Source organism: Streptosporangium sp. NPDC001559, assembly GCF_042893955.1.
Taxonomy (GTDB): domain Bacteria; phylum Actinomycetota; class Actinomycetes; order Streptosporangiales; family Streptosporangiaceae; genus Streptosporangium.
This window is the reverse complement of sequence record NZ_JBIAVG010000012.1, coordinates 1-24,607: the sequence shown is the minus strand read 5'-3', so window position 1 is coordinate 24,607 and position 24,607 is coordinate 1. Positions and strand designations below refer to the sequence as shown.

Annotated in this window: 24 protein-coding genes and 1 pseudogene; 13 read left to right on the top strand and 12 right to left on the bottom strand. The window is 70.5% G+C overall.

Annotation, left to right across the window (positions count from 1 at the left end; all coding sequences use genetic code 11):
* Positions 1–751 precede the first annotated feature (751 nt).
* Positions 752–2,182, top strand: coding sequence for an amidase (locus ACFYY8_RS25540; RefSeq protein ID WP_390045018.1), 1,431 nt, complete (start codon positions 752–754; stop codon positions 2,180–2,182).
* Here the strand turns inward: ACFYY8_RS25540 and ACFYY8_RS25535 are convergent.
* Entirely contained in the window at positions 2,160–2,927 is a 768-nt protein-coding gene (locus ACFYY8_RS25535) for a nucleotidyltransferase (protein WP_390045016.1), read from the bottom strand. The genes ACFYY8_RS25540 and ACFYY8_RS25535 overlap by 23 nt on opposite strands.
* A 23-nt stretch (positions 2,928–2,950) precedes the next feature.
* Positions 2,951–3,364, bottom strand: a complete 414-nt coding sequence (locus ACFYY8_RS25530) for a VOC family protein (protein WP_390045015.1) — start codon at positions 3,362–3,364, stop codon at positions 2,951–2,953.
* Positions 3,365–3,493: 129 nt separating this feature from the next.
* Here ACFYY8_RS25530 and ACFYY8_RS25525 point away from each other — a divergent pair, with 129 nt between their 5' ends.
* Entirely contained in the window at positions 3,494–3,871 is a 378-nt protein-coding gene (locus ACFYY8_RS25525; RefSeq protein ID WP_390045014.1) for a YkvA family protein, read from the top strand.
* Here ACFYY8_RS25525 and ACFYY8_RS25520 read toward each other — a convergent pair.
* Positions 3,868–5,064 carry an amidohydrolase family protein gene (locus ACFYY8_RS25520; protein ID WP_352013704.1) on the bottom strand — a complete coding sequence of 399 codons (1,197 nt, stop codon included), beginning with the start codon at positions 5,062–5,064 and terminating at the stop codon, positions 3,868–3,870. The two genes, ACFYY8_RS25525 and ACFYY8_RS25520, sit on opposite strands and share 4 nt — an antisense overlap.
* A gap of 242 nt (positions 5,065–5,306) precedes the next feature.
* On the opposite strand from ACFYY8_RS25520, the gene ACFYY8_RS25515 reads away from it, so the two are divergent.
* Together ACFYY8_RS25515 and ACFYY8_RS25510 are read left to right on the top strand one after the other, a co-directional pair.
* Entirely contained in the window at positions 5,307–6,008 is a 702-nt protein-coding gene (locus ACFYY8_RS25515; RefSeq protein WP_390045011.1) for a hypothetical protein, read from the top strand.
* 14 nt (positions 6,009–6,022) lie between these two features.
* Positions 6,023–6,778: a hypothetical protein gene (locus tag ACFYY8_RS25510; RefSeq protein ID WP_390045009.1), complete on the top strand. Its 756-nt coding sequence runs from the start codon at positions 6,023–6,025 to the stop codon at positions 6,776–6,778.
* A gap of 24 nt (positions 6,779–6,802) precedes the next feature.
* Here ACFYY8_RS25510 and ACFYY8_RS25505 read toward each other — a convergent pair whose 3' ends face one another.
* Positions 6,803–7,588 (bottom strand): SURF1 family protein, encoded by a 786-nt coding sequence (locus ACFYY8_RS25505; RefSeq protein WP_390045007.1) that lies wholly within the window; start codon positions 7,586–7,588, stop codon positions 6,803–6,805.
* Positions 7,589–7,739: 151 nt separating this feature from the next.
* Here ACFYY8_RS25505 and ACFYY8_RS25500 point away from each other — a divergent pair, with 151 nt between their 5' ends.
* A complete protein-coding gene (locus ACFYY8_RS25500; RefSeq protein ID WP_390045005.1) occupies positions 7,740–8,411 on the top strand; it encodes a VC0807 family protein in 672 nt (223 codons plus the stop codon).
* Here ACFYY8_RS25500 and ACFYY8_RS25495 read toward each other — a convergent pair.
* A complete protein-coding gene (locus ACFYY8_RS25495; protein WP_390045003.1) occupies positions 8,347–8,838 on the bottom strand; it encodes a winged helix-turn-helix transcriptional regulator in 492 nt (163 codons plus the stop codon). The two genes, ACFYY8_RS25500 and ACFYY8_RS25495, sit on opposite strands and share 65 nt — an antisense overlap.
* 86 nt (positions 8,839–8,924) lie before the next feature.
* Between ACFYY8_RS25495 and ACFYY8_RS25490 the strand changes: the two genes are divergently transcribed.
* Both ACFYY8_RS25490 and ACFYY8_RS25485 read left to right on the top strand, forming a co-directional pair.
* A complete protein-coding gene (locus tag ACFYY8_RS25490; RefSeq protein ID WP_390045001.1) occupies positions 8,925–9,533 on the top strand; it encodes a GNAT family N-acetyltransferase in 609 nt (202 codons plus the stop codon).
* Positions 9,530–10,132 (top strand): TetR/AcrR family transcriptional regulator, encoded by a 603-nt coding sequence (locus ACFYY8_RS25485; RefSeq protein WP_352013711.1) that lies wholly within the window; start codon positions 9,530–9,532, stop codon positions 10,130–10,132. The genes ACFYY8_RS25490 and ACFYY8_RS25485 overlap by 4 nt, the downstream gene beginning before the upstream one ends.
* A gap of 157 nt (positions 10,133–10,289) precedes the next feature.
* On the opposite strand, the gene ACFYY8_RS25480 is transcribed toward ACFYY8_RS25485, so the two are convergent.
* Positions 10,290–10,610, bottom strand: coding sequence for a hypothetical protein (locus tag ACFYY8_RS25480; RefSeq protein WP_352013712.1), 321 nt, complete (start codon positions 10,608–10,610; stop codon positions 10,290–10,292).
* A 136-nt stretch (positions 10,611–10,746) separates the two neighbouring features.
* On the opposite strand from ACFYY8_RS25480, the gene ACFYY8_RS25475 reads away from it, so the two are divergent.
* Positions 10,747–12,189, top strand: coding sequence for a methyltransferase (locus tag ACFYY8_RS25475; RefSeq protein WP_390044998.1), 1,443 nt, complete (start codon positions 10,747–10,749; stop codon positions 12,187–12,189).
* A gap of 332 nt (positions 12,190–12,521) precedes the next feature.
* Here ACFYY8_RS25475 and ACFYY8_RS25470 read toward each other — a convergent pair whose 3' ends face one another.
* A complete protein-coding gene (locus tag ACFYY8_RS25470) occupies positions 12,522–15,512 on the bottom strand; it encodes a BTAD domain-containing putative transcriptional regulator (protein WP_390044996.1) in 2,991 nt (996 codons plus the stop codon).
* A 328-nt stretch (positions 15,513–15,840) separates the two neighbouring features.
* Between ACFYY8_RS25470 and ACFYY8_RS25465 the strand changes: the two genes are divergently transcribed.
* Complete coding sequence (locus tag ACFYY8_RS25465) at positions 15,841–16,320, top strand: hypothetical protein (protein ID WP_390044994.1); 480 nt, start codon at positions 15,841–15,843, stop codon at positions 16,318–16,320.
* Positions 16,321–16,444: 124 nt separating this feature from the next.
* Here ACFYY8_RS25465 and ACFYY8_RS25460 read toward each other — a convergent pair whose 3' ends face one another.
* On the bottom strand, positions 16,445–17,089 hold the full coding sequence (locus ACFYY8_RS25460) for a GNAT family protein (protein ID WP_362782096.1): 645 nt from the start codon (positions 17,087–17,089) through the stop codon (positions 16,445–16,447).
* 175 nt (positions 17,090–17,264) lie between these two features.
* A complete protein-coding gene (locus tag ACFYY8_RS25455; RefSeq protein ID WP_390044992.1) occupies positions 17,265–18,545 on the bottom strand; it encodes a pyridoxal phosphate-dependent aminotransferase in 1,281 nt (426 codons plus the stop codon).
* Between the two features lie 99 nt (positions 18,546–18,644).
* On the opposite strand from ACFYY8_RS25455, the gene ACFYY8_RS25450 reads away from it, so the two are divergent.
* Together ACFYY8_RS25450 and ACFYY8_RS25445 are read left to right on the top strand one after the other, a co-directional pair.
* Positions 18,645–19,580 (top strand): LysR family transcriptional regulator, encoded by a 936-nt coding sequence (locus ACFYY8_RS25450; RefSeq protein WP_390044990.1) that lies wholly within the window; start codon positions 18,645–18,647, stop codon positions 19,578–19,580.
* Between the two features lie 11 nt (positions 19,581–19,591).
* The gene (locus ACFYY8_RS25445) at positions 19,592–20,263 is read left to right on the top strand and encodes a ribonuclease HII (protein WP_390044988.1); all 672 of its coding nucleotides are present in this window, start codon (positions 19,592–19,594) and stop codon (positions 20,261–20,263) included.
* Between the two features lie 80 nt (positions 20,264–20,343).
* On the opposite strand, the gene ACFYY8_RS25440 is transcribed toward ACFYY8_RS25445, so the two are convergent.
* Entirely contained in the window at positions 20,344–21,003 is a 660-nt protein-coding gene (locus ACFYY8_RS25440) for a helix-turn-helix domain-containing protein (protein ID WP_352013720.1), read from the bottom strand.
* 274 nt (positions 21,004–21,277) lie between these two features.
* Between ACFYY8_RS25440 and ACFYY8_RS25435 the strand changes: the two genes are divergently transcribed.
* Together ACFYY8_RS25435 and ACFYY8_RS25430 are read left to right on the top strand one after the other, a co-directional pair.
* Positions 21,278–22,459, top strand: a complete 1,182-nt coding sequence (locus ACFYY8_RS25435) for a serine hydrolase domain-containing protein (protein ID WP_390045499.1) — start codon at positions 21,278–21,280, stop codon at positions 22,457–22,459.
* Between the two features lie 504 nt (positions 22,460–22,963).
* The gene (locus ACFYY8_RS25430; RefSeq protein ID WP_390044986.1) at positions 22,964–24,025 is read left to right on the top strand and encodes an LLM class flavin-dependent oxidoreductase; all 1,062 of its coding nucleotides are present in this window, start codon (positions 22,964–22,966) and stop codon (positions 24,023–24,025) included.
* Positions 24,026–24,040: 15 nt separating this feature from the next.
* On the opposite strand, the gene ACFYY8_RS25425 is transcribed toward ACFYY8_RS25430, so the two are convergent.
* Together ACFYY8_RS25425 and ACFYY8_RS25420 are read right to left on the bottom strand one after the other, a co-directional pair.
* Positions 24,041–24,427, bottom strand: a complete 387-nt coding sequence (locus ACFYY8_RS25425; RefSeq protein WP_390044984.1) for an SCO5389 family protein — start codon at positions 24,425–24,427, stop codon at positions 24,041–24,043.
* A gap of 61 nt (positions 24,428–24,488) precedes the next feature.
* Positions 24,489–24,607: pseudogene (locus ACFYY8_RS25420) on the bottom strand (ATP-binding protein); the annotation flags it as partial.

The window sequence follows — 24,607 nt, the reverse complement described above, 5'->3', positions numbered from 1 at the left end:
CCCGGACCCGGCCTCCTCGTCGGCGATCCCGTCCTGAGCCCCGTCCTGAGCCCCGTCCTGGGTCCCGCTCTGAGCCCCGTCCTGAGTCTCGCTCTGGGCTCCGCTTTGAGTTCCGTCCTGGGTTTCGCCGGCCCCGCCCTGGGTTTTGGCCGAGCCCTCGGACGGAGCCTCCGGCGAGGTCTTGGGCGGAGCCTCGGCCGGAGTGTCGGCGGAGGCGTCGCTCCCGGCTGTGGGCCCGGGCTTGCCGGGAAGGTCGGCTTCGGGCCTCACCCGGGCCTGCACCGTGACCGATGTGGCCGGAGGTTCAGCCCGGGGCGCCTCATGAGCCCGGGGCGTCTCGTCGGTTCGGGGTGGGGAGGCCTCGGGGGTGGTGTCCTGGCCCGCGTCGTACTGCGGGGCGCTCTCGTCAAGGGGGGCGCACTCGGGCGTCCCGTTCCGGGTGGCCGTCAGGCATTGGCCGGGAGAGTCCTGGACACCGGCGAACGCCGCGACGGCTCCCCCCGTCACCGGGGCGGCCACACAGGTCGCCAGCACCGCCGTACCCAGAAGTGCGTGTCGTCGTTTTCCGCGCCGGTTTTTCGTCACATAAACGTTCTAACATTTAACAGAGTGTCACGGTAGAGTAATGAAACCCTTGCGAAGATCCACCCACGGAACCACGTTTCCCACCTGGATCGGGAAGGATGTGGGCCACGGCTTCGAAAGGCCCGGAGAGCCTTTCGAAGGGGTGCATCCCGCAAGGAGTGAGGCGTTGGACGAGCTGTTCGATCTCGACGCGGTCGGCCAGGCGGAGGCGGTGCGCGCCGGTGACGTCTCACCGCGAGAGCTCGCCGAGGCGGCGATCGCGAGGATCGAGGCGCACGACGGGGAGATCAACGCGGTTGTCCACCGCAGGTTCGAGCGGGCGCTCGCGGAGGCCGACAGGCTCACCGGGGACGCCCCCTTCCTGGGGGTGCCGACCCTGCTGAAGGACCTGGGCTGGAGCATGGCGGGCGAGCCGTACCGGGCGGGCTCCCGGGTGCTCGACGGCGTCGAGGTGGCGCGGGACGGCTACGCGCCGGCCAAGCTGCGCGCGGCGGGGTTCGTGGTCCTCGGCCGGACGAACACCCCCGAGTTCGGCACCGCGATCACCACGGAGCCCAGGACCTTCGGACCGACGCGTAACCCCCATGACGTCCGCTACAGCCCCGGCGGGTCGAGTGGCGGGTCGGCCGCGGCGGTCGCCTCGGGCATGGTCCCGGTGGCCGCGGGCAGCGACGGCGGCGGTTCGATCCGCATCCCGGCGAGCCTGTGCGGGCTGGTCGGCCTCAAGCCAGGCCGGGGGCGGGTGAGCTACGGGCCGGCCGTCGGCGAGGCCTGGGCGGGCTTCTCCACGCCGGGGATGCTCTGCCGTACGGTCAGGGACAGCGCGGCGACCCTCGACGTGATCGCCGGGACGATGCCGGGCGACCCGTACGGCGCGCCCGCCTGGCCCGGGAGCCTGGCTCAGGAGGTCGGGGCAGACCCCGGACGGCTGCGGATCGGCTTCCTCACCGAGCACCCGGGGCGCCCCGGCGAGACCGACCCCGACCTGACGGCCGCCGTGTTCGGCGCGGCCCGGCTCCTTGAGTCGCTCGGCCACGGCGTTGAGTCAGGTGGCCCCGAGGCGCTCGCGGAGAAGGACTTCGCGCTGCACTTCGGCACGGTCGTCGCGGCCCACCTGGCCGCCGATCTTGAGGACTTCGGGCGCTGGCGCGGCAGGCCCGTCGATCTCGACGAGCTTGAGGAGCGCAACCGCATCCTCGGGGCGACCGGGCGGGGGCTCAGCGCGGTCGACTACGTGGCCTCACGCGACTGGATCGACGGTTTCCGCCGCAGGATGGCCACCTGGTGGGAGTCCTTCGACCTGCTGCTCACCCCGTCCCTGGGGGCGGCGCCTTTCCCCATCGGCTGGCTCGCCTCCGACGACGTCAGCATGGCGCGGGGCCGCATGAACCAGGCCGTGGCGTTCAGCTCGCCGGTCAACGCGACCGGCCAGCCCGCGATCTCCCTGCCGCTTCACCGGACCTCAGGGGGGATGCCGGTCGGCGTCCAGCTGGTCGCGGCGGCGGGCCGGGAGGACCTGCTGATCCGGATCGCCTCCCAGATCGAGGCCGCGGCCCCCTTCGAGCACACCGCGATCAGGCACGCGACCCCCCGCTGACCGCGTCGATCTCCGCGGCGAGGAAGGCGACCGTGAGCTCCGCCCTGAGCGTGGGCCACCCGTCGTCCTGGACCGGGCCGGGCCGGGCGTAGCGCCGCCGTTCGATGTCGTCGACGACCCGTGTGGGGGCGCCCATCTCCCTCAGGACGGCCAGCGCCCGGCGTTTGGTGACGAGCCTCCCCTCCCTGAGGGTCACCGTGGCCCGGGCCAGGGTGAGCATGGCCGCGTCCACCCAGATGTCACGGAGCCACAGGTCGGGGCGGTCCAGCAGCGGGCGCCAGAACTCCCGCAGGTCCCAGGCCACGAACCCGGCGAGCTCCTGGTCGGTCACCGGCGGCAGGAGGGACGCCGGGGGCGGGCCGTACAGGACCAGGCCGAACTCGTGGAGCTCGCGCCTGGTCACCGGGGTGATCGGCCGGTGGGTGACCTCCTCGTGCGCCCAGGCGAGGTGGGGCCTTCCGGGGTCGTCCAGTTCGGTCGTGACGACGTAGCCGCAGTGCAGCTTCGCCGCGAGCGGTACGGCGGCGCCGAGGCGTCCGTGCATCAGGGTGAGGCCGGACTCCTCCTCGGGGGAGCAGGGGCGGCTGAGGACCGCCACGAGATCGAGGTCGCTGCGGCCCGGCTGGTAGTCGCCCGCGGCCAGGGAGCCGTGCGCCCAGACCGCGAGCAGCGGGACCAGGGGGACGAGGCCGGTGACGAAGCGGTCGACGAGGGCGGCGGTGGGGGCGTGTTCGGTCACGGTCATCCTTTTCCCGGGCCGCCCGTGCGTCAGCCCTGGCTTCGGTTCTGGCTGAGGAAGACTTCGAGCTGGATGCCGTCCGGGTCCCGGAAGGCGAGCAGGGCGAAGCCCGCCTCGGGGATGTCCTGGACGCCGGAGTGGGTGACCCCGGCCTCGGTGAGGCGGGTGGCCCAGGCGTCGAGCTCCCGCCGGGTGTCCACGGTGAACGCCAGGTGGTCGAGGCCGGTCCTGCGCTCGTTGAACTCCGCGTCGCCGTCCTTGTGCTTGTGCCTGGTCAGGCCGATGACGATCCCGCTGGGGTGCCGCATGAGCTGCCGTTCGAAGCCCGCGTTGTTCCAGGGGAACAGGGGCGCGAAGTCCAGGACGTCGCCGTACCACCGCACGGAGGCGTCGAGGTCGCGCACGTTCAGCGCGATGTGGTGAACCCCGGAGAAAGTCGTCATCTGTCTCACCTTTCACGTGATGGACATAACCCTAGATTCCTCGGGAACCGTCCACGAGGGGTACGCGTTATATCTTGAGGCGACGGGGTAGAAGGCCGTCGACGAGCGTGCCCCCCGAGGAGGGTTCCCATGGCGAAGGCAGCGCGTGCGGCACAGGCATGGCGGGTCTACAAGCAGGTGTCCCAGCCGGGTTCACCGGGACTCATCACCAGACTGCGCACCGTTCCGAGGATGGTCGGCGCGGTGACGCGGGGCCGGTATCCCGGCATGAGCAAGAGCAGGCTGGCCATGCTCGGCCTGGGCGTGGTCTACATCCTCTCGCCGATCGACGTCATCCCCGACTTCCTTGCGCTTGTCGGGGTGGCCGACGACTTCGGCGTCCTGCTGTGGCTCACGGCCTCACTGCTCGGCGAGAGCGGGCGCTATCTCGACTGGGAGCGCGGGAACATCCAGGCGAGCGTCTTCCCGCCCGAATACGGGCGCCAGGGCTCCGAGCACAGGCGCTAGAGCTGTTCCATCCTGAGCCAGGCCCGTGACGGCAGCGGGTGCCCGAACAGGCGGGCGGCGTTGCCGTACGCGACCCTGGCGATGTCGGCCGGGGGCAGGTTGCCCAGGTTCGTCGCCACGGTCTGCTGGGTGTCGGGCCAGGTGGAGTCGGAGTGCGGGTAGCCGCTCTCCAGCAGCACGTGTTCGAGGCCGACCGCGAAGCGCACCCCGGACAGGGCGTGGTCGTTGAGCGTGCCGAAGAAGAAGTTGCGCCGCAGGACCTCACTGGGCTTGAGCCCGCCCTCCCAGGCGGCCTCCCCGGCGACCGGGTGGTCGAGCGCGTAGTCGGCGCGTTCGGCGAGCATCGGCAGCCAGCCGACCCCGCCCTCCACGATGAGGATCCGCAGCGCGGGGAAGCGCAGCGGGATGCCCGACCAGAGCCAGTCGGCGCAGGCGAACATGGCGCTCGCGGGCATCAGCGTGGTGATCGCCTCGATCGGCGTGTCGGTCGAGGGGACGGGGGTCCAGGAGGCGGAGCCGGTGTGCAGGCACACGACGGTGCCGGTCTCCTCGCAGGCCTGGAAGAACGGGTCCCAGTGGTCGGTGTGGATGGACGGCAGGCGCAGCCGGGTGGGGAACTCGGGGAAGAGCACGGCCTTGAACCCCCTGGCCGCGTTGTCCCTGATCTCCTTGGCCGCGACCTCGGGGTCGGTCAGCCAGGGCAGTTGCAGGGCGATGATCCGCTCGGGGTAGGTGCCGGCCCAGACGTCCACGTGCCAGTCGTTCCACGCCCGCGTGATCGCGAGGCCGAGCTCCTGGTCGCGGGTCTTGGCGAAGACCATCCCCGACTGCCCGGCGAGCATGCCGGGAAAGCACAGGGCCGCCCAGACACCCGCGCGGTCCATGTCCTCGACCCGCGCGTGGATGTCGTGGCACCCGGGCCGCATGTGCTCGAAACGCACCGGGTCGAGCGTCCACTGCTCGCGGGGCAGCCCCGCGCCCACGTCGAGACCCGCGCACGGGTAGGTCGCGCCGCCGTACCGCCAGACCTGGTGCCCGGAGTCGGTCTCGACCACCTTGGGGGCGAGATCGGCGTATTTCTCAGGGAGCCGGTCGAGGAACATGTCGGGCGGCTCGATGAGGTGGTCGTCAGCGGAAATGATCACATAGTCCCGCCGCCGTGGCTCGGGGTCGGGCAGCAGCGGCGTAGTCACGCGGTAAACCGTACGTCGCTGACGTCACACTGAACAACCTGCGAGATATCCGCTTGGTATCTGTGTCTCATCCCGTCTACCCCTGTGTGTCCGGTAACCGGCGGAAGGCCCACAGGAGGGTGTCCGGAGGGGTGCGTCCTGGTTTCTCGCGTTCGTGTGTGTCGCGATGGGAATGCGGTCGTGTGCCCTTGTAGGGAGCCCCTAATCTATCCGGCGGCGGACATCTCGCGATGGGGGCGGACATGCAGATCCCGAAGGGCATCCCGTACGGCGCGCGGATCGCCCTGTTGTTCGTCCTGGCGCTGTCCACGACCGTGGTCCACCTGAACCAGGACCCTCGGTTGCGCGACGCCGAGGAACTCATCTCCGACCTGCGGGCCGGTACGGTGACCAAGGTCGTCTACGACCGGGACTGGCCCGCGTACGGCACGCTGACCTGGGCGAACGATCCTCTTTCGTGGAACGAGGCCTACTTCGACCCGCCGGACGACGTGTGGGACCCGGTGACCACGAGGCTGGTGCCGGGCGAACTCCGGCGGGTCCAGACGGCCTTCCTGGCCCGGATCGGGGAGGCGGCGGGCCCGTCGGTCGAGGTCGGGCAGGCCCGGGGCCCCCAGCGGTTCGGGCTGGCCGGGATGTTCATGGGCTCGCCCGCCTACGCCCGCTGGTGGGAGCCGTTCGCCCCGGTCGCGGTCGCCGCCGAGGTGATCGCCTGGCTGTTGATGCTCACCCGGCGGGACAACCGCTACGCCGGGCGCTGGGCGTGGACGTGGATGTTCCTGGTCGGGGGGTCCTGGCTCTACGTGCTGCTTGAGCCGTACCCGCTGTGGCGGGGGTCGTACGAGGTGCCGTCCGAGCGGGTCAGGCTCAACGGGACGCAGGGGTTCGCCCTCGCCGTGGCCGTCTTCTTCGGTATAGGGATGATCAGCGCCTGGACGTCATGAGGTAGTAAAGAAGCATGACCTCTGAAGTGGGGGACTTATCGCCCCGATGGCGTCAGGCGCGCTGGGGGTGGTGGCTTGCCGGGACCGTCGTCAGGGTCGTGTTGCTGTTGATCCTGTTGTTCGGCGCCCTGCTCGTGGTGGCGGCCGCGGTGCCGACGGGGAGAACGATCACCGACTTCCGGGCGGCCCTGAAGGCGGACAGGGTCACGGTCGTCGTCTACCAGGCGTCCCAGCCGGGGACGGCGTCCCCGGACTCGTCGGACTCGTCGGGGGTGGTGTACGGGCTGAAGTGGGCCGAGGGGCCGCTGGTCTGGCACCGGATCGACCAGGGACCGGTGTTGGACGGCAAGGGCGCCTACACCTTCGACCGGTTCGGCGCCGACATCGGCGACTCCGGGGCCAGGCTGGTCCAGGAGAGCGTTCGCCAACCCTCCTGGTGGTACGCCACCTGGCCCTTCGAGATCCCCCCGACGCTGGGGATGTGGTGGGTCGGGGCCGCCTGGGTGGCGACCCTCATGATCATGCTCGGCTCGACCCCCAGGCTGGGCAACAGGTGGGCGTGGTTCTGGCTGTTCGGCGTCGGTCAGATCGGCGCGTTCGCCTTCCTCCTGCTCGAACCCCGGCCGCTGTGGCACCGGTACGGGCGGCCCCCACCCGAGCGGGGACGGATGCGGGGCGGTACCGGCTGCCTGGTGTCGATCGTGACGTCCGTGGTCGCCGTGGGCGTCGCCGCGGCCGTCGGCGGCCTTCTGAACCTGCTGTTCCCCTGACGACCTGTTCCCCTGACGACCGTCCTAGGCGTCGACCGTCTCCTTCTCGCCCTTGGCCGCCTCGGCTCGCAGGTCCGCGGCCTCCCGGCGGATCAGCAGGATCCAGCCGCCGATCGCGATGCCGATGAACAGCCACCACTGCACGCCGTACGCCAGGTTGAGGCCGCCGCCTCCGCCGACGTCCGGCGCGGGCACCGGGGCGGGCGCGGCCTGGGCCTGCGGCTGCTGGCCGGTCAGCTCGACGTATCCGTCGAGCAGCTTGTACGGCAGGCCCCGCCCGATCGACTCGGTGTCGATCAGCAGGACCTGGCCGGGGGGAAGGCCGGGCCGGTTCCTGATGCCGGTCGTCTCCTCGGTCTCGCGGGGCTGCAGCCGCCCGGTGACGGTCACCTCGCCGGTGCTCGGCGGCGGGACCTCGGGAGGCGCGTCCGCCGTCGCGCCCGCCTTGACCCAGCCCCGGTTGACCAGGACGCCGACGCCGTCGGCCGTCCGCAGCGGGGTGAGCACGTAGAAGCCGACCCTGGTGTCCTGGACGCGTCTGCGGACCAGCAACTGGGCGCCCGCGTCGAACGTGCCGGTGACCGTCACGGGGCGGTACCTGTCGTGCGCCCGCATCCGGGCGCCGGGAGGCACGAGGCCTTCGAGGGGAACGGGGGCCGCGGACATGTTGGCGGTGGTCTGGTGACTGCTGCTCGACCGTTCCTCGTAACGTCCGAACTGCCATCGGCCAAGGAACACGAAGGCGGGGATGACCAGCAGGACCACCACGTGGAGCGCCAGCCATCGGGGAGTCAGAAGGAACCGGTACACGCTCCCAAGGGTAGGCACCGTACCCACCGCTCTCTCCTTCGGCCGGTGTCGGATGTCCGGGAAAGGCTGTCGGACACTCCGGACATCGCGTACGGTCGGATGGATCCGCCCCCCTCGGACCGTTCCATTCCCCCTCCGGAGCCCGCGCACGATGACCTTGGTCCTGTCGCCCCCCGCGGCTCCGGTCGCACTGCCCCGCCTCGGGGCGCTGCTGCGGCACGCCGCTCCGAGGGTGCTGGAGGGCATGATTCTGCCGGTCGCCGTCTTCTACGCGGGCCTGATGTTCTTCGGTCTGTACGGCGCGCTCGCGGTCGCGGTGGCGTGGGTCTACGGCGGCATCGTCTGGCGGCTGGTCAGGCGTGATCCGGTGCCGGGGACCGTGCTGCTGGCGGCGGGGACGATCACGGTCAGGGCGGTGCTGGCCGCGGCCACCGGCAGCCCGGTGCTGTTCTTCCTGCAGCCCTGCCTGGGGGTGCTCTGTGCGAGCCTGGGCTTCCTGCTCACCGCCCCGACGCGCAGGCCGCTCGTCCAGCGGGTGGCGACCGATCTGGTCCCGCTGCCCGGGCACCTGCTCGAACATCCCAGGATGCGCCGCTTCTTCGTGTGGCAGTCGCTGCTGTGGGGCGGCGCGCAGCTCCTCAACGCCTCGCTCAGCGTGTGGCTGCTGCTCACCCAGACGTTGGAGACCTATCTCGTGGTGCGGACCTCGCTGGTGGCCGTGCTGCTCGGCGGGGCGGGGGTGGTCTCCGTGCTCGGCCTCAGGCGTTGCCTGCGGGCACTGGACCACGGGTACGGCACGCTCCAGGACCGGGTGACGCCGTGATGTCCCTCGGGCCGGAGATCTCGTGCCCGTCCGCGCAGCGGAAGTGCTGTTCGATCGGGGCGCCGCAGTCACGGTGGGTGAGCAGCATCGGCGGCCCCTCGGGGTCGGCGAGATAGCGGTCGCCCCACTGCATCAGGGCGACCAGGGCCGGATAGAGGTCGCGGCCCATCTGGGTCAGCCGGTATTCGTCCCGTCTGCGCTGACCGGGCTCGCGGTAGGGGACCTTGCACAACAGCCCCTCCTCGACCAGGCGCGTCAGCCGGGCGCTGAGGATCTGTTTCGGGGCTCCGGTGAAGGCCTGCATCTCGGCGAACCTGCGCACCCCGAGGAAGGCCTCCCTGAGCACCAGGAGCGTCCACTTCTCGCCCACGATCGCCAGCGCGCGCTCGATGGAGCAGTTGTCGGGGCGCGGGAGCGCGTCGCTCATGACCGCATCGTAGGTCGTCACGGCGTCACCTCCAATGTGGCTAAGTCTACTTGACATACTCAGCTGCCGGACGGAAGTCTAGGTTCATGATGCGAACTCAGGGGGTTCTCGCGCGAACCCCCGGCGCCGTCGTCGAGATCAGGTCCGCCGGACCGGGCGACGGGGAGCGGATTCGCCGCTTCCTCGCGGAACTGTCGCCAAGGACACGGCACCTGCGCTTCCTCACCGCCGTGGACGAGGACATGGCGGTCAAACTGCTGGCGGCGACCGGTCGGGGGGACGTGCTGCTCGCCGTCGAGGGGGAGAGGGTCGTCGGACACGCGGTGGGAGTCATGGTGGACGCCGAGGTGGAGATCGCGGTGGTCGTCGCCGACGCCTGGCAGGGAAAGGGCATCGGCTCCCGCCTGGTCCGCAGGCTGCTGCGCCGCGCCTCGGTCAACGGAGCCAGGACCGTGAACATGGACGTCCTCGGCGACAACCACCGGGTTCTGGCGATGATCCGGGGCCTGTGGCCGGGGGCCGTCACCCGGACCTCCCAGGGGAGCGTGGAGGTGAACGCACCGGTCGAACCGGCCCTCAGAGGGGACGTCGCGCCGGGTGGCGGCGGCGAACGGAGCGTTATCATCAACGGGGAGTCCGGTGGCCGGACACCATTTGCGGAACAAGGTTCTGTTGGCGCACCATTGACACCGTGAAAAGTGCCAAGAACGGACGCGACGGCCGCACCAGGATCATCGAGGGCGCACTGCGCCGGTTCAGCCAGGACGGCGTCTCGGCCACCACGCTCGCCAGCCTCCGCGAGGAGAGCGGCGTCAGCGTCGGCAGTTTCTACCACCACTTCGCGAGCAAGGAGCACGTCTTCGGGGTGCTCTACGCCGACACCCTCAGGATGTACCAGGAGGTCTTCCTCACCGAGCTGCGGCGTCACGAGGGGGCCAAGGAGGGCATCGAGGCCATCGTCGCCCTGCACATGAGGTGGTACGACGACAACAGGGAGCGGGCGCACCTGCTGCTCAGCGAACGTCCGCCGAAGCGTGACGAACCGGGCGGCACCGAGGTCTCCGAGCTGCGCAGGGCCTTCTTCCGCAAGGTCGCCGACTGGTGGCGGCCCCACATGAAGAACGGCCTGCTCCAGCCCGTTCCCCCCACCATGTGCTACGTGCTCTGGCTCGGTCCCGCGACCGAGATGTGCCGCCTGTGGTTCGCGGGCGCTCACCAGCCGACACCCGAGGAGATCGCGGGCCTGTGCGAGGCCGCCTGGCACAGCCTGCGCCAGCGCCCCGCCCCCGCCTGACCGTACGGCTTCGCCCACCTGGCCCCCGTCGCCGCACCCATCACCCGCCGCCCACGGCCCCGCGCCGCCCGACGCTGTTGTTCGTGAGAGCCCCGGTTTTTGGGCGTCTGAGAGCTCCGGCCCGGAGTCCGGGGGTTCGTCCGGGCCGGAGCGGTCCTCAGCGTGCTCCCGCGAGCTGCCGTAGCCGGGTGGGCACCCGCCAGACCTTCTCGTCCAGCGAGATGTCCAGCCGCAGGTCCTGGCGTCGCCGCCGCAGACCGGGCACGCGGACCCGGTCGCTGACGTCGAACCCGCCGTGTCCGCCGTTCGCGGAGTATCCGAAGCCCAGCTCGCCCGGCAGGACCCGTAACTCGTCCCGGTTGCCGCACCTCGGGCAGGTCCACGCGACCATGTCCCGGCCACGGTTGTAGTCGTGGCAGGCGCGGAAGTACTCGTCGGGCCGGAAACGGGACTCACAGGCGAAGCAGGGGATCAACATCTCGGAAACCTCAGGACCGGGTGGAGCGACTCCTCATTGGTACCGTCTCCCACTTGTGCCGTGCTTGCAGAACGCTTACGGCCGTCTGCAACGATCGGGTCACCCCCGGCTGGAAGGGCTGCGGGAGGATGGTCGGGTGAGAGATCTTCCCGCCCGTCTCAGAGAGCTGCTGCTCGAAACCGGCTACACCGTCGACGGCGTCCGCGACCGCCTCGGCACGGTCGCCGCGACCGCGCTCTCCCGTGAGGAGACGACACCCGCGCTGCGCGTCACCCGCGACGGCGATCCGCTCGGCACGCTGATCCGGCTGTGGTGGCTCGGAGCGCCGGTCGAGGCGCCGGAATGGCTCCCGGTCGAGGCGCTCGCCGAGGGCGGGCTGGTGACCGTACAGGACGGCCTGGTCAGCGCGGCGGTGCACCTGCAGCCATGGGAGACGGGCGGTTACGTCGTCTCCGACCGCAAGGTCAGGCCGGGTGATCCGGCGTTGCGCGAGGACCACGTCGTCGGCGCGGGAGGGGCGTCGGCGAATCTGGCCCAGCTCGTCTCGCGCCGTCCCGCCGGGCGCGTTCTCGACCTCGGCACCGGGTGCGGGGTGCAGGTGCTGCACCTGGCCGGCCTGGCGGACGAGGTCGTGGCGACCGACGTCAACCCCCGTGCGCTCGGGATGGCCCGGTTGAGCTGGGCGCTGTCCGGGATCGAGGGTGTCGACGCCAGGCAGGGGTCCCTGTTCGAACCCGTCGAGGGGGAGCGGTTCGATCTGGTCGTCTCGAACCCGCCGTTCGTGATCTCCCCCCGGGGCCGGTTCACCTACCGGGAGTCGGGCTTCGAGGCCGACGGTTTCTGCCGCGACCTCGTACGGCTCGCCCCCCGCTTCCTCTCCCCGGGCGGCACCTGTCAGCTGCTGGCCAACTGGCTGCACGTCGACGGCGAGGACTGGCGTGACCGGGTCGGCGGATGGCTCGCGGGGACCGGCTGCGACGGCTGGGTGGTGCAGCGGGACGTGCAGGACCCGGCCGAGTACGCGGAACTGTGGCTGAGGGACGCCGCCGAGCAGGGCACCCCCCGTTACCGGGAGCTCTACGACGACTGGCTCGACTGGTTCGAGACCATGAAGGTCACCGGGATCGGCTTCGGCTGGATCACCCTGCACGACTCCGGCAGCCTCGACCCGGTGGTCAGGGTCGAGGAGCTGGGGCAGCGGGTCGAGGTGCCGGTCGGCGGCTACGTGGACGAGGTGCTGGCCTCGGTCGGCCTGGCCCACCGCCTCACCGACGGGGAACTGCTCGGTGCCAGGCTCGCGCTGGCCGAGGGAGTGGCGGAGGAGCGTACGGGGCCGCCCGGCGCCGAGGACCCGTCGCGGATCGTGCTCAGGCAGACACGGGGACTGCGCCGCGCCACCCAGGTGGGAACGGTCGAGGCGGCCCTGGCGGGGGTCTGCGACGGCGATTATCCACTGGCTCCCCTGCTGGCGGCCATCGCGGAACTCACCGGTCAGGATGCCGATGACCTGCTAGTTCGTGCCCCCGAAGTGCTTCGCCCGTTGATCGCTGAGGGATTTTTCCACATATCGACCCCCTGATTATCCACAGGCTGTGCATATCCCTGGATGTCCCCACCGATCGGTTGTTGATCCGATGTTGACCGCCGGACGGGATGCTCTGGACGTGGGCACGGCGTGGGCCCGGGGGGTAAGGGACCACGCCGAGTCCGGCCGGTCGTCACAGTGAGGCGGCCGGTCGTCGAAGACGCACCGGATGACCGGGCCCCCTAACGCGTCTTCGACGGCCAGACGGCCGGCCGGGCGCCCCGCATCCGATCTCAGGTTCCAGAGCGACGGGAATTCCAGTGATCAACCACTTTTGGATGACACGGCTCGACGACGATCTGTACGACCTGTATGACGTGTCGTGGTCAGTTGCCGACGGGGTCACGGTCGAGCAGGGCGCGGATGTCCGCGGCCTCGGGAGCGCCGAGCCTGTCGAAGATGTCGTGCGCCCGCTGAAGGCAGTCACGGCTGCGCCGGATGTCACCCTGCCCCGCGAGCGCTCTGCCTAGCACCCACAGCGACAGCGCCTCGCCGTACGGGTGGCCGATCTCGACGCTGACCGCCAGTGCCTGCTCCGCGTGCCGGGTCGCGTCCCCGAAGCGGTCGGCCGTGATGAACGTCTCGGCGAGCCGTGAGCAGACACGCTGCTCCCACACCCGCTGCCCGCTGGTGCGGAAGAAGGCCAGGCACTCGGCGTGGTGGTGCACCGCCTCGTTGAGCCGTCCCACCCGGGACAGCACCATCCCCAGGTGGTAGCGCGCCCGTGCGGTGCCCGGACTTGAGCCGATCTCGGTGAAGATGGTCAGCCCCTGCTCCGCGGCGGCGATCGCCTCCTCGGCCTGACCGAGGAAGAGGTGATCCCTGGCCGAGTAGCTGAGCGTCAGAGCCTCGCCTCCCGGCGCGCCCATCTCCCTGAAGACCTTGCGTGCCGCGTCGAACAGGGCGAGCGCCTCCTGGTGACGACGTTGACGGCCCGCGACGACGGCCAGCGCGTTGAGCACCTCGCCGCTGACGATGCGGTCGCCCTCGACGGTCAGGCCGAGCGAGGCCTCGAACTCCTTGCGGGCCTCGACCAGCCGGTTCGCGCCGAACAGCACCCTGCCCAGCACGTAGCGGCAGCGCAGCTCGCTGGACGGCGCGCCGAACCGCTGGGCGGCGGCCAGGGTCTCCCTGGCCCGCCGTTCGAACTCACGGGCGTGGCTGCCGGACTCAAGCAACGGCTCCATGGCCAGCAGCAGGTCGGCCGCGGGCAGCAACGCCTGGACGGTCGTCTGGGCCGTCGCCTGAGCGGTCGTCTGGGCTATGGCCGCGAACAGCGACTCCGCCTCGATCGACAGCCACGCCACGGCCTCGTCGGCGGAGGCGAACGTGTGGCCGGGGCCGGTCACCGAGAGCTGTTCGGCGAGCGTGCTGCCGTCGTAGGCCAGCCGGTGCGCCGACTGCGCCGACGCCAGGTAGAAGTCGAGCAGCCGCCGCAGCGCGGGCCCGCCCGCCTCGGCGTCCGCGCTGCGCTCCGCCGTACGGCGGGCGAAGAGCCGCAGCAGGTCGTGGAAGCGGTAACGCCCCGGCGCGGGCGCCTCAAGCAGGCTCGCGTCGACCAGGGACTCAAGGATGTCCTCGGTCTCCGTCGGGTTCAGCGCGAGGACGGCGGAGGCGGCCCCGACGGAGATGTCGGGACCGCCGGGCAACGACAGCAGCCGGAAGGCCCGTGCCTGGGGCGGGGCGAGCTGGCCGTACCCGAGGGCGAAGGTCGCCTCGACGGCGAGGTTGCCCACGCGCAGCTCGTCGAGGCGGCGGCGCTCGTCGGCCAGCCTGGGCACCAGCGAGGCGACCGTCCACGACGGCCTGGCCGCCAGCCGAGCCGCGACGATCCGTACGGCCAGCGGCAGGAAACCGCAGGCGGCGACCACCTCCATGGCGGCCGTGCGCTCCGCGGCCACCCGGTCGGCGCCCGCGACCGTGGCGAACAGCGACAACGCCTCGTCGGACTCCATCACGTCCAGATCGACCAGCCTGGCGGCGGGCAGGTCGGCGAGCTTGGGGCGGCTGGTCACGATCGCCGCGCAGCCCGTCGTGCCGGGCAGCAGGGGACCGACCTGGGCGGCGTCACGGGCGTTGTCGAGCAGCACCAGCATCCGCCGCTCGGCCAGCAGCGAGCGGTACAGCGCCGCACGCTCGGCCAGGCCGTCGGGAATGACGTCGGGGGGCAGGCCGAGCCCGCGCAGGAACGCCGCGAGCACCGACTCGGCCGCGGCCGGCTCGTCGCCGTAACCGCGCAGGTCGGCGTAGAGCTGACCGTCGGGGAACAGGTCCTGCATGGTGTGCGCCAGGTGCACCGCGAGGGCCGTCTTGCCGACGCCGCCGATGCCGGAGATGGCGGCGACCGGCACACCGTCGGAACCCGCCTGCGACAGCAGGGTGCGCAGCCTGGCGACGACGTGACGGCGGCCGGTGAAGTCACTGACGGCCGCGGGCAGCTGCGCCGGACGGGGCAGCTCGGGGACCTCGACCTCGGTGGGCTCGGGCGGGGCCGTACGCTCCTCGGGCGCGGAGACGGCGGCACGCGCGGGCACGAGAGCCGGATCGCCGGAGAGGATGCGCCGGTGCAGGGTGGTCAGCTCGGGCCCCGGCTCGATGCCGAGCTCGTCGATCAGCGCGGTCCGGGTCTCGGCGAAGACGGCCAGGGCGTCGGCCTGCCTGCCGCACCGGTAGTAGGCCAGCATCAGCTGGGCGCGCAGTCGTTCCCGCAGCGGGTGGTCGGCGGTCAGCGCGATCAGCTCGGAGACCACGTCGGCGTGCCTGCCGAGCTCGAGGTCCAGGTCCATGAGCGTCTCCAGGGCACTCATCCTGCGTTCGACGAGCCTGCCGCGCTGGTGTTCGGCGTAGGGGCCGACGGCCCCGGCCAGCGGCTCCCCGGTGCACAGCTCCAGGCTGGCGCGCAGACTCTCCGCGGCCCCCCTGCCGTCTCCCGCACGGCGGGCGGTCTCGGCCTCGTGGACACCCCGCTCGAACTGCGTCAGGTCGAGGGTGACGTCGTTCAGCCGCAGAGCGTATCCACGGCCGACCGAGGTGAGAAGCTCCGGGCGGGTCCGGGGGGATCTGCCCGGTTCCAGGACGGCCCGCAGCCGCGAGACGTAGGTGCGCAGCGCGCCGAGAGCCCTGGGCGGCGCGTCCTCGCCCCAGACCGCGTCGATCATCTCCGCGGGAGTGACCGCCCTGCCCTCACGCAGCAGCAACATCGTCAGGATGGAGCGCTGCAGCGGCGTGCCGAGGTCGAGTTCGACGCCGTCACGCCAGGCCTGGACGGGGCCGAGCAAGGCGAAGCGCAACCCCTCTTCGCTGCTGTGAGCAGCCATTTCCTGGATCTCCGCCCTCAAGAAAAAGCCTTACCACCGAAATGATAGGTCCTGCAATGCTGTCACCACAGGAAACCGCCCACTCGTTAACCCTGGTGTTGATTCATCGTCAATCGGGCGTTGAACCGCTTCCCGGATGCTGTGACATGCCGGGCATGGCCCCATACGGGGGCGGTCATGCCCGGTGTTTCACCAGGTTGCAGGCGTTGATTCAATGGTCTGCAGGCGTCGATAAAGGCGCTGTAAGCACGGTGCAGGGGCCTCGGTCTATCAATGGGTCATGACTTCCACCAAGGAACGGGAAGTCCGGCCCTCTGGGAGAGGAACCATGAACCGCACCATCCGCAGCCTGCTCGGCGTCGCCGCGGCGACCGCCGTCCTCGCGGTCGGCGTCCCGGCGCTGACCTCCTCGGCCTCGGCCGCGACGACCGGCACCGCGACCGCCGGTGCCCTCGACGTCGACTTCTGGGGCTCCTACTACTCCAAGTACCGCAACGGCTCCCGGGCCAAGGCCAACGGCCGGGTGTGGGACGACGGCTCCGAGGTCCACGTCCAGGGGCGCCTCTACGACAGCAACAGCCCGTGGCGGCTGTGTGGCTACGTCCAGGTCAAGTTCGAGAACGCCGACGGCGACGAGTCCTACGACTGGGCCAGGCAGTGTGTCTCGTCCGGCTACCGGTCCTTCCACTTCTCCGAGGAGGACGTCGACAACGTCCAGGTCCGGGTCTGCTACTGGGAACGGCCCGGGGCCCAGCGCGTTTCCTGCGGCCGGTGGAACTACATCTACGAGGCCGATGACGACGAGTGACGCCTGACGGACGATGAGGTCATCGGGGCGGCCTTGGAAAAGGCCGGGAAGACGAACATCGGGCCCGCCCGGAACTCCGGGCGGGCCTTTTGTTCCATGGTTCATCGAAAGTGATGGGGCTCCGTCACGCCGCCTCGAACAGGCCGAGTCGCGTGTGGAGCCGTTCTCGTACGGCAGGCCACTCGCCGCTCAGGATCGAGTAGTACGCGGTATCTCGGACCGTGTCGTCGGCGCCTCGGGTTTCCGCCCGCCGCACACCGTCGAGGTGCGCGCCGAGGGCCTCGATGGCGGCCCGGGATCGTGCGTTGCGTACGTCGGCTTTGAGCGTGATGCGGTGGACCTGCCAGGTCTCGAAGGCGAGCGAGAGCATCAGGTACTTGCTCTCCCGGTTGACACCTGTGCCCTGGGCCGAAGCGGCCAGCCAGGTGTAACCGATGTCCGCCACGGACGGGACCTCGCCCACCGCTCCACGCGCACCCGGCGGCCAGGGCATGGGGCCCTGCCAGTACTCCAGGTGCATGAGGCGGGTGGCACCGACTATGCGGTCGGTGTGTAGCCACCGAACGGCGAAGGGCAACGTGCGGCCCTCCGCCTGCTCAGCCAGAGCGGCCTCCACGTAGGAGACCATCTCTTCCCGGCCTTGGGGAACGCGAGTGAAGGCGTAAGTAGAACGGTCCTCACTCGCCGCGGTGACGAGGTCGTCGACCACCGCGAGGCTGAGCGGTTCCAGGCGCACGGAGCGCCCGGACAGGGTGACAAAAGCGGGCATGAGCACATGATGGGGGCTGACAGGCATGCCTGGTGCCAAATGACACAAGACATCTTGGTTAAGCCCCTGCCGCCCCCTGTTCGGAGGGGCGAAATCGCAGGTCAGAGCATGCGGATGCTATCCCGGATGTGCCTGCTCACGGGGTAAAGTTTCCTTAAAGTGATCTCCTGGAAGATCAGCCCGTCACGGGGCTGGGAACGGCGCCGGAAACACGGCGTTCACCGGGTGCCCGCCGGGCCCCCGCCAGGCCGGTCAGGGCCTCACTCAGATGGTCGAGCGCGGCCGAGATCCAGGGCAGTTCCAGCGGGTCGGAGGCGTGCAGAGCGGCCAGTCGCCGCTCGGTCGTCTCGCCGTACAGCAGGCTCGTCGCGACCCGCACCCGCAGGGCCCTGACGTCGTCGCCGAAGACGTGTCCGGCGAGCACCCCCACACCGTGCCGGTCGAGCAGCGCCGCGGCCAGTTCGGCGGAGGTCGTGAAGTCGTGTCCGGTGAAGTCGGGATAGAGGTAGAAACCGCCGAGCGGTGCCTCGGTCCGCACCCCCGCCCGGACGAGCCTGTCGTGCACCGCCCGCGCGACCGTGCCGTGCAGCCGCCTGCTCAGGTCGATCCGCTCGACGATCTCGGCGGGCTCGGTGTAGGCGTAGGCCGCGGCCCGCTGGACGGGTGCCGCCGGGCTCGACCAGATCTCACTGGCCACCGCGAGCAGCCGGTCACGCAGTTCGGCGGAGGGAAGCCTGGCCACGCCGATCCGCCAGCCGCCCAGGGCCAGGCTCTTGCTGAGCCCGCTGGTGATCACCGTGCGTTCGGGGGCGACGTCGGCGGGGCTGACGAAGCCGGTCGCCGGATCGTGCAGGAGGTCGCGGTAGATCTCATCGGAGATGATCATCAGGTCGAGGTCACGGGCGATCCTCGCCAGCCGGGTGACCGTGGTCGGGGAGGCCAACGTGCCGGTCGGGTTGTCCGGCAGCGTGAGCAGGATGGAACGGACGTCGCGCCCCCGCGCCCGCGCGTGCAGTACGGCGGAGGCGACCCGGTCGGGATCGGGCACCCCGCCCTCACCTGGAGGGGCGGGAACCGGCAGCGGACGGGCCCCGACCAGGTCGGCCTGGGCGGCGTAGCTCACCCAGCTCGGCATCGGCAGCACGACGTCACCGCCGATCGCCAGCAGCAGGCCGTACAGCAGGGGCTTGCTCCCGGGGCCGCAGACCACCAGGTCGGGGTCCGTCGGCAGGCCGCGCCTGTCCCAGTAGCCCGCCGCGGCCTCGCGCAGCGGCGTGATCCCCGCGACCGGGCCGTACCCGTTGTGCTCGGAGGCGGCGGCCAGCCGTTCGCGCAGCGCCGGATGAACGGGCAGACCCGCCTCACCGAAGGCCAGGTGGAGCACCCGCTCACCGGCGCGCCGTCTTCGTTCGATGTCCTCGTTCGCCGCCAACGTGGCGGAAAGCGTCACGTTCATCAGTGTCCCTTTCCGATCAATGCGGAACGTTCCCAAGCGTGATGGGATGCAGGCATCGGAACAAGCACTGGTTGGTGTGGGTGGGCGTAAGGAAGTCCGATGCTTGATTTTCGCCGGCTTGTGGTGATCTGTGAGTTCGCCAGGAGAGGGAGCATCGCCGCGACGGCGGCCTCCCTCGGCTACAGCCCGTCCGCGGTCTCCCAGCAGCTCGCGACCCTCGAACGGGAGGCCGGAGCCGCGCTGCTCGACCGTTCCGCGCGCAGCGCCGAGCTCACCGACGCCGGACGCCGCCTGGTCGAGCACGCCCAGCGCATCCTGGCGATGGTCGAGAACGCCGAGTCGGACCTGTCCGCCCACCAGGGAACCCCGTCAGGGCGCGTCACCGTGACCGCCTTCCCCACCGCCGCCGTCGCCTTCGCGCCCGCCCTCGCCAGGTCGTTGCGCGGGCACACCGCGCTGACCCTGCGAATGGGACAGGGACGCTCAGGACGGGGGATGCGCGAGGTCAGGTCGGGCGAGGTGGACATCGCCCTGGTCGACGACTGGTACGGCAGGGTGCGCGAGACGGACACGCTGCGGGTCTTCCCGCTGCTGCACGACCCGCTGGTGCTCGTGGTGCCGCGCAGGCACCGGCTCGCCTCCCTCGACGAGCCCGTCGACCTGCGCGAACTACGTGACGAGCCGTGGATGGCCACCCCGGACGGCGAACCTTCGCGGCTGGCCGTCGACCGTATGCTCGCCGACTTCGGCGGGGCGCAGCCGGTGCCGTGGGAGTTCGAGGGGCTGGGGACCATCCTCAGCCTGGTCGCCAAGGGCATCGGCATCGCGGCCGTCCCGGCCCTGGCCCTGGCCGCCGGGGTCAGGGGCATCGTCGTGCGGGAGTTCCCCGGCGACCCGGTCAGCCGTGAGGTCCACGCCGTCGCCCGCACGTCGAGCGTCAACCGGCCCGCGGTCTCCGTCACCCTGCGGGCCGTACACGTGGCCGCCCGGATGCTGGTCGACGACCTGGCCGCCGTCCGTCTGGCCGAACGGTAACGTCTTCAGCCGTGCCTCCCACATACGCGCTCGAACGGCTGCTGTCCGCCGGCGGGTCGAAGACCGTCGCCGGGATCGACGAGGTCGGCCGGGGCGCCTGGGCCGGACCCGTCGCGGTCTGCGCGGTGGTCACCGACCTGTCCGAGCCGCCCGCCGGCCTGACCGACTCCAAGATGCTCACCCCGGCCCGCCGTACCGCCATGTTCGACGAGATCGTCACCTGGGCCGTCGGCGTCGGGTACGGCGAGGCCTCCCACGCCGAGATCGACGAACTCGGCATGACCGAGGCACTGCGCAGGGCGGCGGGCCGGGCCCTGGCCGAACTGCCCGTCCGGCCCGACGTGGTCATCCTCGACGGCAAGCACGACTATCTCGGGGCACCGTGGCCGGTCCGGTGCGAGATCAAGGGAGACCTGTCCTGCGTCTCGGTCGCCGCGGCCTCGGTGGTGGCCAAGGTCCGCCGCGACGCCTACATGGCCTCTCTGGCCGGTGTCGAGGAGTACGGCTTCGACGGCAACGCGGGCTACCCCTCGCCGACCCACCAGCAGGCCCTGAAACGCCTCGGCCCCACCGAACACCACCGCCTGTCCTGGTCCTACCTGGACGACCTCCCCGAATGGCGCCACCTCAAGAGGCACCGAAACCCGCTGGCGGGGGAAGGGCAACTCGGCCTGTTCGGGTAGGCCGTGCCCATCTCCGTCTCCGTGCCCTGACGACCGGGACCTGGTCCGCGCGCTCATCAGGTGATCCGAGCGAGGGTCGGTCACGTCAGAAGGTCGCGCCGGCGGTCGGCGGCCTCGATCACGTCGAGGCTGACCTGTTCCAGGAACGCCGCCGCTTTGGTCAGTCGTTCCCGCACGGGACTGTCGAGCTCGTAGGCCTGGGCCGCCACCTTGGCGGCCCGCACCGTCTGGAGCGTCTGGCGGCTGCCGGTCACGACCGAGTTGTACCAGGCGTCGGCGTCGACCACGTAGACGTCGCGCCGTCGCCGGGGGTCGCGCTCGCGCCGGAGGAATCCCAGTTGGATCAGGAAATTGACGGCGACGGAGACGGTGGCCGGGCTGATCTTCAGCCTGTTGGCCAGTTCAGCCGCGGTGCGTCTGCCGTCCTGGGACAGCAGAAGGTCGATGTGTACGCGGGCGCTCGTCCTGGGCAGTCCGGTTTTGACCGACAGCTCGACGAGTTCGTCCTCCATCGCGCCGCTCAGTGATCCGGCCGGGCGTGGGGGCGCCGGTGTGCCGCGCCGGGCCCGCCGGGTCGTCGCCTGGTGGGCCTGCTGGGGCCGATAGCCGCCGGGGCCGCCGTTGCGGCCGATCTCGCGGGTGATCGTCGAGGTCGGCCGGTTGAGCCTCCTGGCGATCTCACCATAGGAGAGCCCGTCGGCGAGGCCGGCCGCGATGCGCTCGCGGTCCTGCTGGGTCAATCGTCCTCCTGGCATGGCGCCAGTATTGCCTTCGGCGGCATTCATTGCAACGCCCCCTTGCATTCGGACGCAGTGTCATTGCGTCAATTTATCGCCGTTTACCTGGGGTTATGCGCCGCAGATGGTTGACTGAATTTCGAATGCAACATAGCTTTTGATCCGCACGAAACACGTACTATCGTGAATTTGAGGAATGGTCATGAACAAAATCCCTCGCCCGGCCGAAAACGCGACCCGAACACCGCGCATCCCCCGACGTGCGGCGGCCGCAACACTGACGGCCACAGCACTGGCGGCCGCCCTCCTGACCGGGACCGTCGCACCCGCGGCAGCCGCCGCACGCAGCCAGGCCGCACACGGCGCCGGCACCGGGCAAGACCGCCCGCGGCTGCAAAAGGCCCTCCAGGACCTTGCCGACCTAGGCCTGGCCGGAGTACAGCTGCGCGTACACGACGAACAAGGCGATTGGGCCGGCAGCGCCGGCGTGCGCAAGCTCGGCCAGACCGCCAGACCTCCCACAAACGGACGCTTTTGGGCCGGCAGCGTCAACAAGACCCTCACCGCGACCCTGGTGCTGCAACTGGTGGCCGAGAGCAAGATCGAACTCGACGATCCGGTGGCCGACCACCTGCCCGAACTAGGACTCGACCAGCGGATCACCGTACGGATGATGCTGCGCCACACCACCGGACTGTTCAACTACACCGGCGACTTCGACGCCAACGGGCAATGGGAGCCAGGCATCCCCGGCCATGGCGAGGAGTGGCTGGCCAACCGCTTCCACAGCTACCGGCCCGAGGAACTGCTCCGCCTGGCACTGTCCAAGAAGCCCCGATTCGAACCGGGAACAGACCAAAGGTATGCCAACACCAACTACACGCTGGCCCTGCTGCTGATCGAGAAGGTCACCGGCCACTCCTACGCCGAGGAGATGCGGCGCCGCATCTTAGGGCCACTCGGTATGCGAAACACCGTGATACCGGGCGACCGCACACAGCTCCCCGGACCGTACGCCCACGGCTACTTCCGCTACCAGGAAGGCGGTCAGTGGAAGGTGGTCGACGTCTCCCGCCAGAACCCCTCCCTGCTGGCCGGCGCCGGCGCCCTCATCTCGACCACCCAAGATCTCCAGACGTTCATCTCCGCGCTGATGGGCGGCAAGCTCCTGCCGGCCCCGCTGCTGGCCGAGATGCGCAAGCCGTACGGCGATCTCGGCTACGGCCTCGGACTGTGGGTACAGGACCTGGGCCCCGGCTGTGGCGGCATCGTCTACCAGCACAACGGCAGCCCTCCGGCGGGCTACGGCGCGCTGATGTACAGCTCACCTGACGGCAGGAAGACCCTGACCGCCTCACTCACCACCGGGGACGCCGCGGTCGATCCGGCGGCGCTGTACCCGAGGGTGGTGGAAAGGCTCCTCAAGGAGGTGTTCTGCGGCGGGAAGACCGCACGCTGACGGGCCGCCCGGCTGGTGGGGTCGAACCGCCGATGTTTCCGCGGGGGCGCGCCATCGGGCCCTGCTCGGCTGAGGCGGGTCGTCCGGCCCACGTCCAGGGCGGGTGAGATCCATGTGACAGAAGAGGGCCACTTCGTAATCCTTCGACTCGCTCATATCAACATGAAGGGGGCGAAGTGGCCGTCAATGGCATTGTTCCCACCGGCCGCGCGGCATTGTGGCACTCGCTGGTTTCGTGGAGGTCACGCGCCAGGGCCTGCCGGGAAAACGCCGGCACCGCGCGGGGGTGATGTCGAACTTCGGCGGCCTGCCTTCACGGGAGCCGAGGTTCTTGCGGTTGCCGTCCTCTCCGGAGTAACACAGGTGATCCGGCGTCTGCGCAGGTAGGCGCGGTTCGCGCGGGAACCGTAAGCCTTGTCGCCCCAGACCTTGTCGGGCCGGGTACGCGGAGGGAAGGGGGATATGCCCTTTTCCGTCGGGGGACGGTGGCGCATGGTGGGCAGCATGCGGGTTGGGATCTTCCTCATCGCGGCCGGATTCCCCGGCAGAGAACCGGGACAGGTGTTGCGGGACACGGTCGAGGCGGTGGTCGTCGCCGAGGAGGCGGGCTTCGACGACGCGTGGATCGCCGAGCACCACTTCATGTCGTACGGCGTGTGCCCTTCGGCGGTGACGTTGGCGGGGGTCGCGCTCGGCCGTACGGACCGGATCGGGGTGGGGACGGCGGTGAGCGTGCTGTCGGCGCGGCACCCTGTTGAGCTGGCCGAACAGGCGGCGATCCTGGACCAGGTCTCCGGCGGACGGTTCACGCTCGGGGTCGGGCGGGGCGGTCCCTGGATGGAGCTTGAGGTGTTCGGGACGGGACTGCCCAGGTTCGAGCGGGGGTTTCCCGAGTCGCTCGACCTGCTGTGCGCGGCCCTCGGGCAGGACACGGTCTCTGCGGACGGGGAGTTCTTCCGGTTCCGGGAGGTACCGATGGTCCCGGCCGCCAGGCTCAGGCCGGTCGTGGCATGCACCTCGCCGGGGACGGTCGCGCTGGCCGCCGGACGGGGGCTGCCGATGCTGCTGGGCATGCACCTCGACGACGAGGGGAGGGCCGGGCTGCTGCGGGAGTACGGCGATGCCCGTGGTGAGGTTCATGAAGATGGGGATCAAGGACGTGGTGGTGCCTGGGGCGGTGGGGATCCGGGGCATGTGGCGGCGGTGGTCGGGCATGTGGCGGACTCGACGCGGGAGGCCGTCGCGGAGTTGAGGACGGCGATGCCGGGCTGGCTCGGACCGGGGCTCGCGGGGTACGTGCCCGTTGACGGGCGTCCCACGCCGCGCCGTGACATCCCGGACTACGTGGACTTTCTCTGCCGGACGCATCCGGTCGGCTCGGCCGATCTCTGCGTCGAGCGGATCGAACGGACCGTCGCCAGGACGGGGCTCGGCCACCTGATCCTCATGGTCGAGGGGGCGGGCTCACAGGAGCGCACCCTCGAAACGATCAGACGGCTGGGGGCCGAGGTGCTGCCCCGGGTCAGGAACGGAAAAGCGCCCTCGTCAGGCCGGGGTGCGGCTTGACGAGGGCGGGAGGGGTCAGCAGTCGACGAGTTCGGGGCTCTGGTTGAGGATCTGGGACCTGGCCGTGACGAACTCGGCGTGAGCCTTGACGGCCGCCGGGTCGAAGACCGCGACCCGGTGGCAGTTCTGGAAGGCCAGTTTCACCCCGAAGTGGCGCTCAAGCGCGCCGCGCATGGAGTCGCTGGCGAGGCAGCGCAGGAGCTGGCCGCGGGCGGCCTCGTCCGGCGGCGGGACGGTGTTGTCGGTGAACTCGGCACCGGTGCGCTCACGCTCCCCCACCAGGTCACTGATGAGCGTCCATGCATATGGCAGGGAGTCACGGACACAGGCGACGAACGTCGCGTCGTCCACCTCTCCTGCCTTCGCCTGGTCGAGAAGCTCGTTCGGAACGGTCAGCGACATGCTGCCTTCTCCTCTCAGAAGGGAACTTACAGACACTAGGCCGAGCCCGATCGGCCTCCAGCTAGCGCTGGAGGGACACTCGTGTGGGCCCGAAGACGAAGTCGGGGTCGATCTGCGCCGCGAGATCCTCCCCCGTGGCCCGGTTCGCCCAGGCCCGCGCGTTACGCAGATGGAACTCCA

Bases quoted from the DNA above. Each gene is read 5' to 3' on its own strand.
- ACFYY8_RS25465 (WP_390044994.1), top strand. From the start codon at position 15,841: ATGAACCGCACCATCCGCAGCCTGCTCGGCGTCGCCGCGGCGACCGCC.
- ACFYY8_RS25470 (WP_390044996.1), bottom strand. From the start codon at position 15,512: ATGGCTGCTCACAGCAGCGAAGAGGGGTTGCGCTTCGCCTTGCTCGGC.
- ACFYY8_RS25495 (WP_390045003.1), bottom strand. From the start codon at position 8,838: ATGAGCGACGCGCTCCCGCGCCCCGACAACTGCTCCATCGAGCGCGCG.
- ACFYY8_RS25530 (WP_390045015.1), bottom strand. From the start codon at position 3,364: ATGACGACTTTCTCCGGGGTTCACCACATCGCGCTGAACGTGCGCGAC.
- ACFYY8_RS25515 (WP_390045011.1), top strand. From the start codon at position 5,307: ATGCAGATCCCGAAGGGCATCCCGTACGGCGCGCGGATCGCCCTGTTG.
- ACFYY8_RS25510 (WP_390045009.1), top strand. From the start codon at position 6,023: ATGACCTCTGAAGTGGGGGACTTATCGCCCCGATGGCGTCAGGCGCGC.
- ACFYY8_RS25430 (WP_390044986.1), top strand. From the start codon at position 22,964: ATGCGGGTTGGGATCTTCCTCATCGCGGCCGGATTCCCCGGCAGAGAA.
- ACFYY8_RS25525 (WP_390045014.1), top strand. From the start codon at position 3,494: ATGGCGAAGGCAGCGCGTGCGGCACAGGCATGGCGGGTCTACAAGCAG.
- ACFYY8_RS25455 (WP_390044992.1), bottom strand. From the start codon at position 18,545: ATGAACGTGACGCTTTCCGCCACGTTGGCGGCGAACGAGGACATCGAA.
- ACFYY8_RS25500 (WP_390045005.1), top strand. From the start codon at position 7,740: ATGACCTTGGTCCTGTCGCCCCCCGCGGCTCCGGTCGCACTGCCCCGC.
- ACFYY8_RS25535 (WP_390045016.1), bottom strand. From the start codon at position 2,927: ATGACCGTGACCGAACACGCCCCCACCGCCGCCCTCGTCGACCGCTTC.
- ACFYY8_RS25450 (WP_390044990.1), top strand. From the start codon at position 18,645: ATGCTTGATTTTCGCCGGCTTGTGGTGATCTGTGAGTTCGCCAGGAGA.
- ACFYY8_RS25480 (WP_352013712.1), bottom strand. From the start codon at position 10,610: ATGTTGATCCCCTGCTTCGCCTGTGAGTCCCGTTTCCGGCCCGACGAG.
- ACFYY8_RS25490 (WP_390045001.1), top strand. From the start codon at position 8,925: ATGATGCGAACTCAGGGGGTTCTCGCGCGAACCCCCGGCGCCGTCGTC.
- ACFYY8_RS25425 (WP_390044984.1), bottom strand. From the start codon at position 24,427: ATGTCGCTGACCGTTCCGAACGAGCTTCTCGACCAGGCGAAGGCAGGA.
- ACFYY8_RS25460 (WP_362782096.1), bottom strand. From the start codon at position 17,089: ATGCCCGCTTTTGTCACCCTGTCCGGGCGCTCCGTGCGCCTGGAACCG.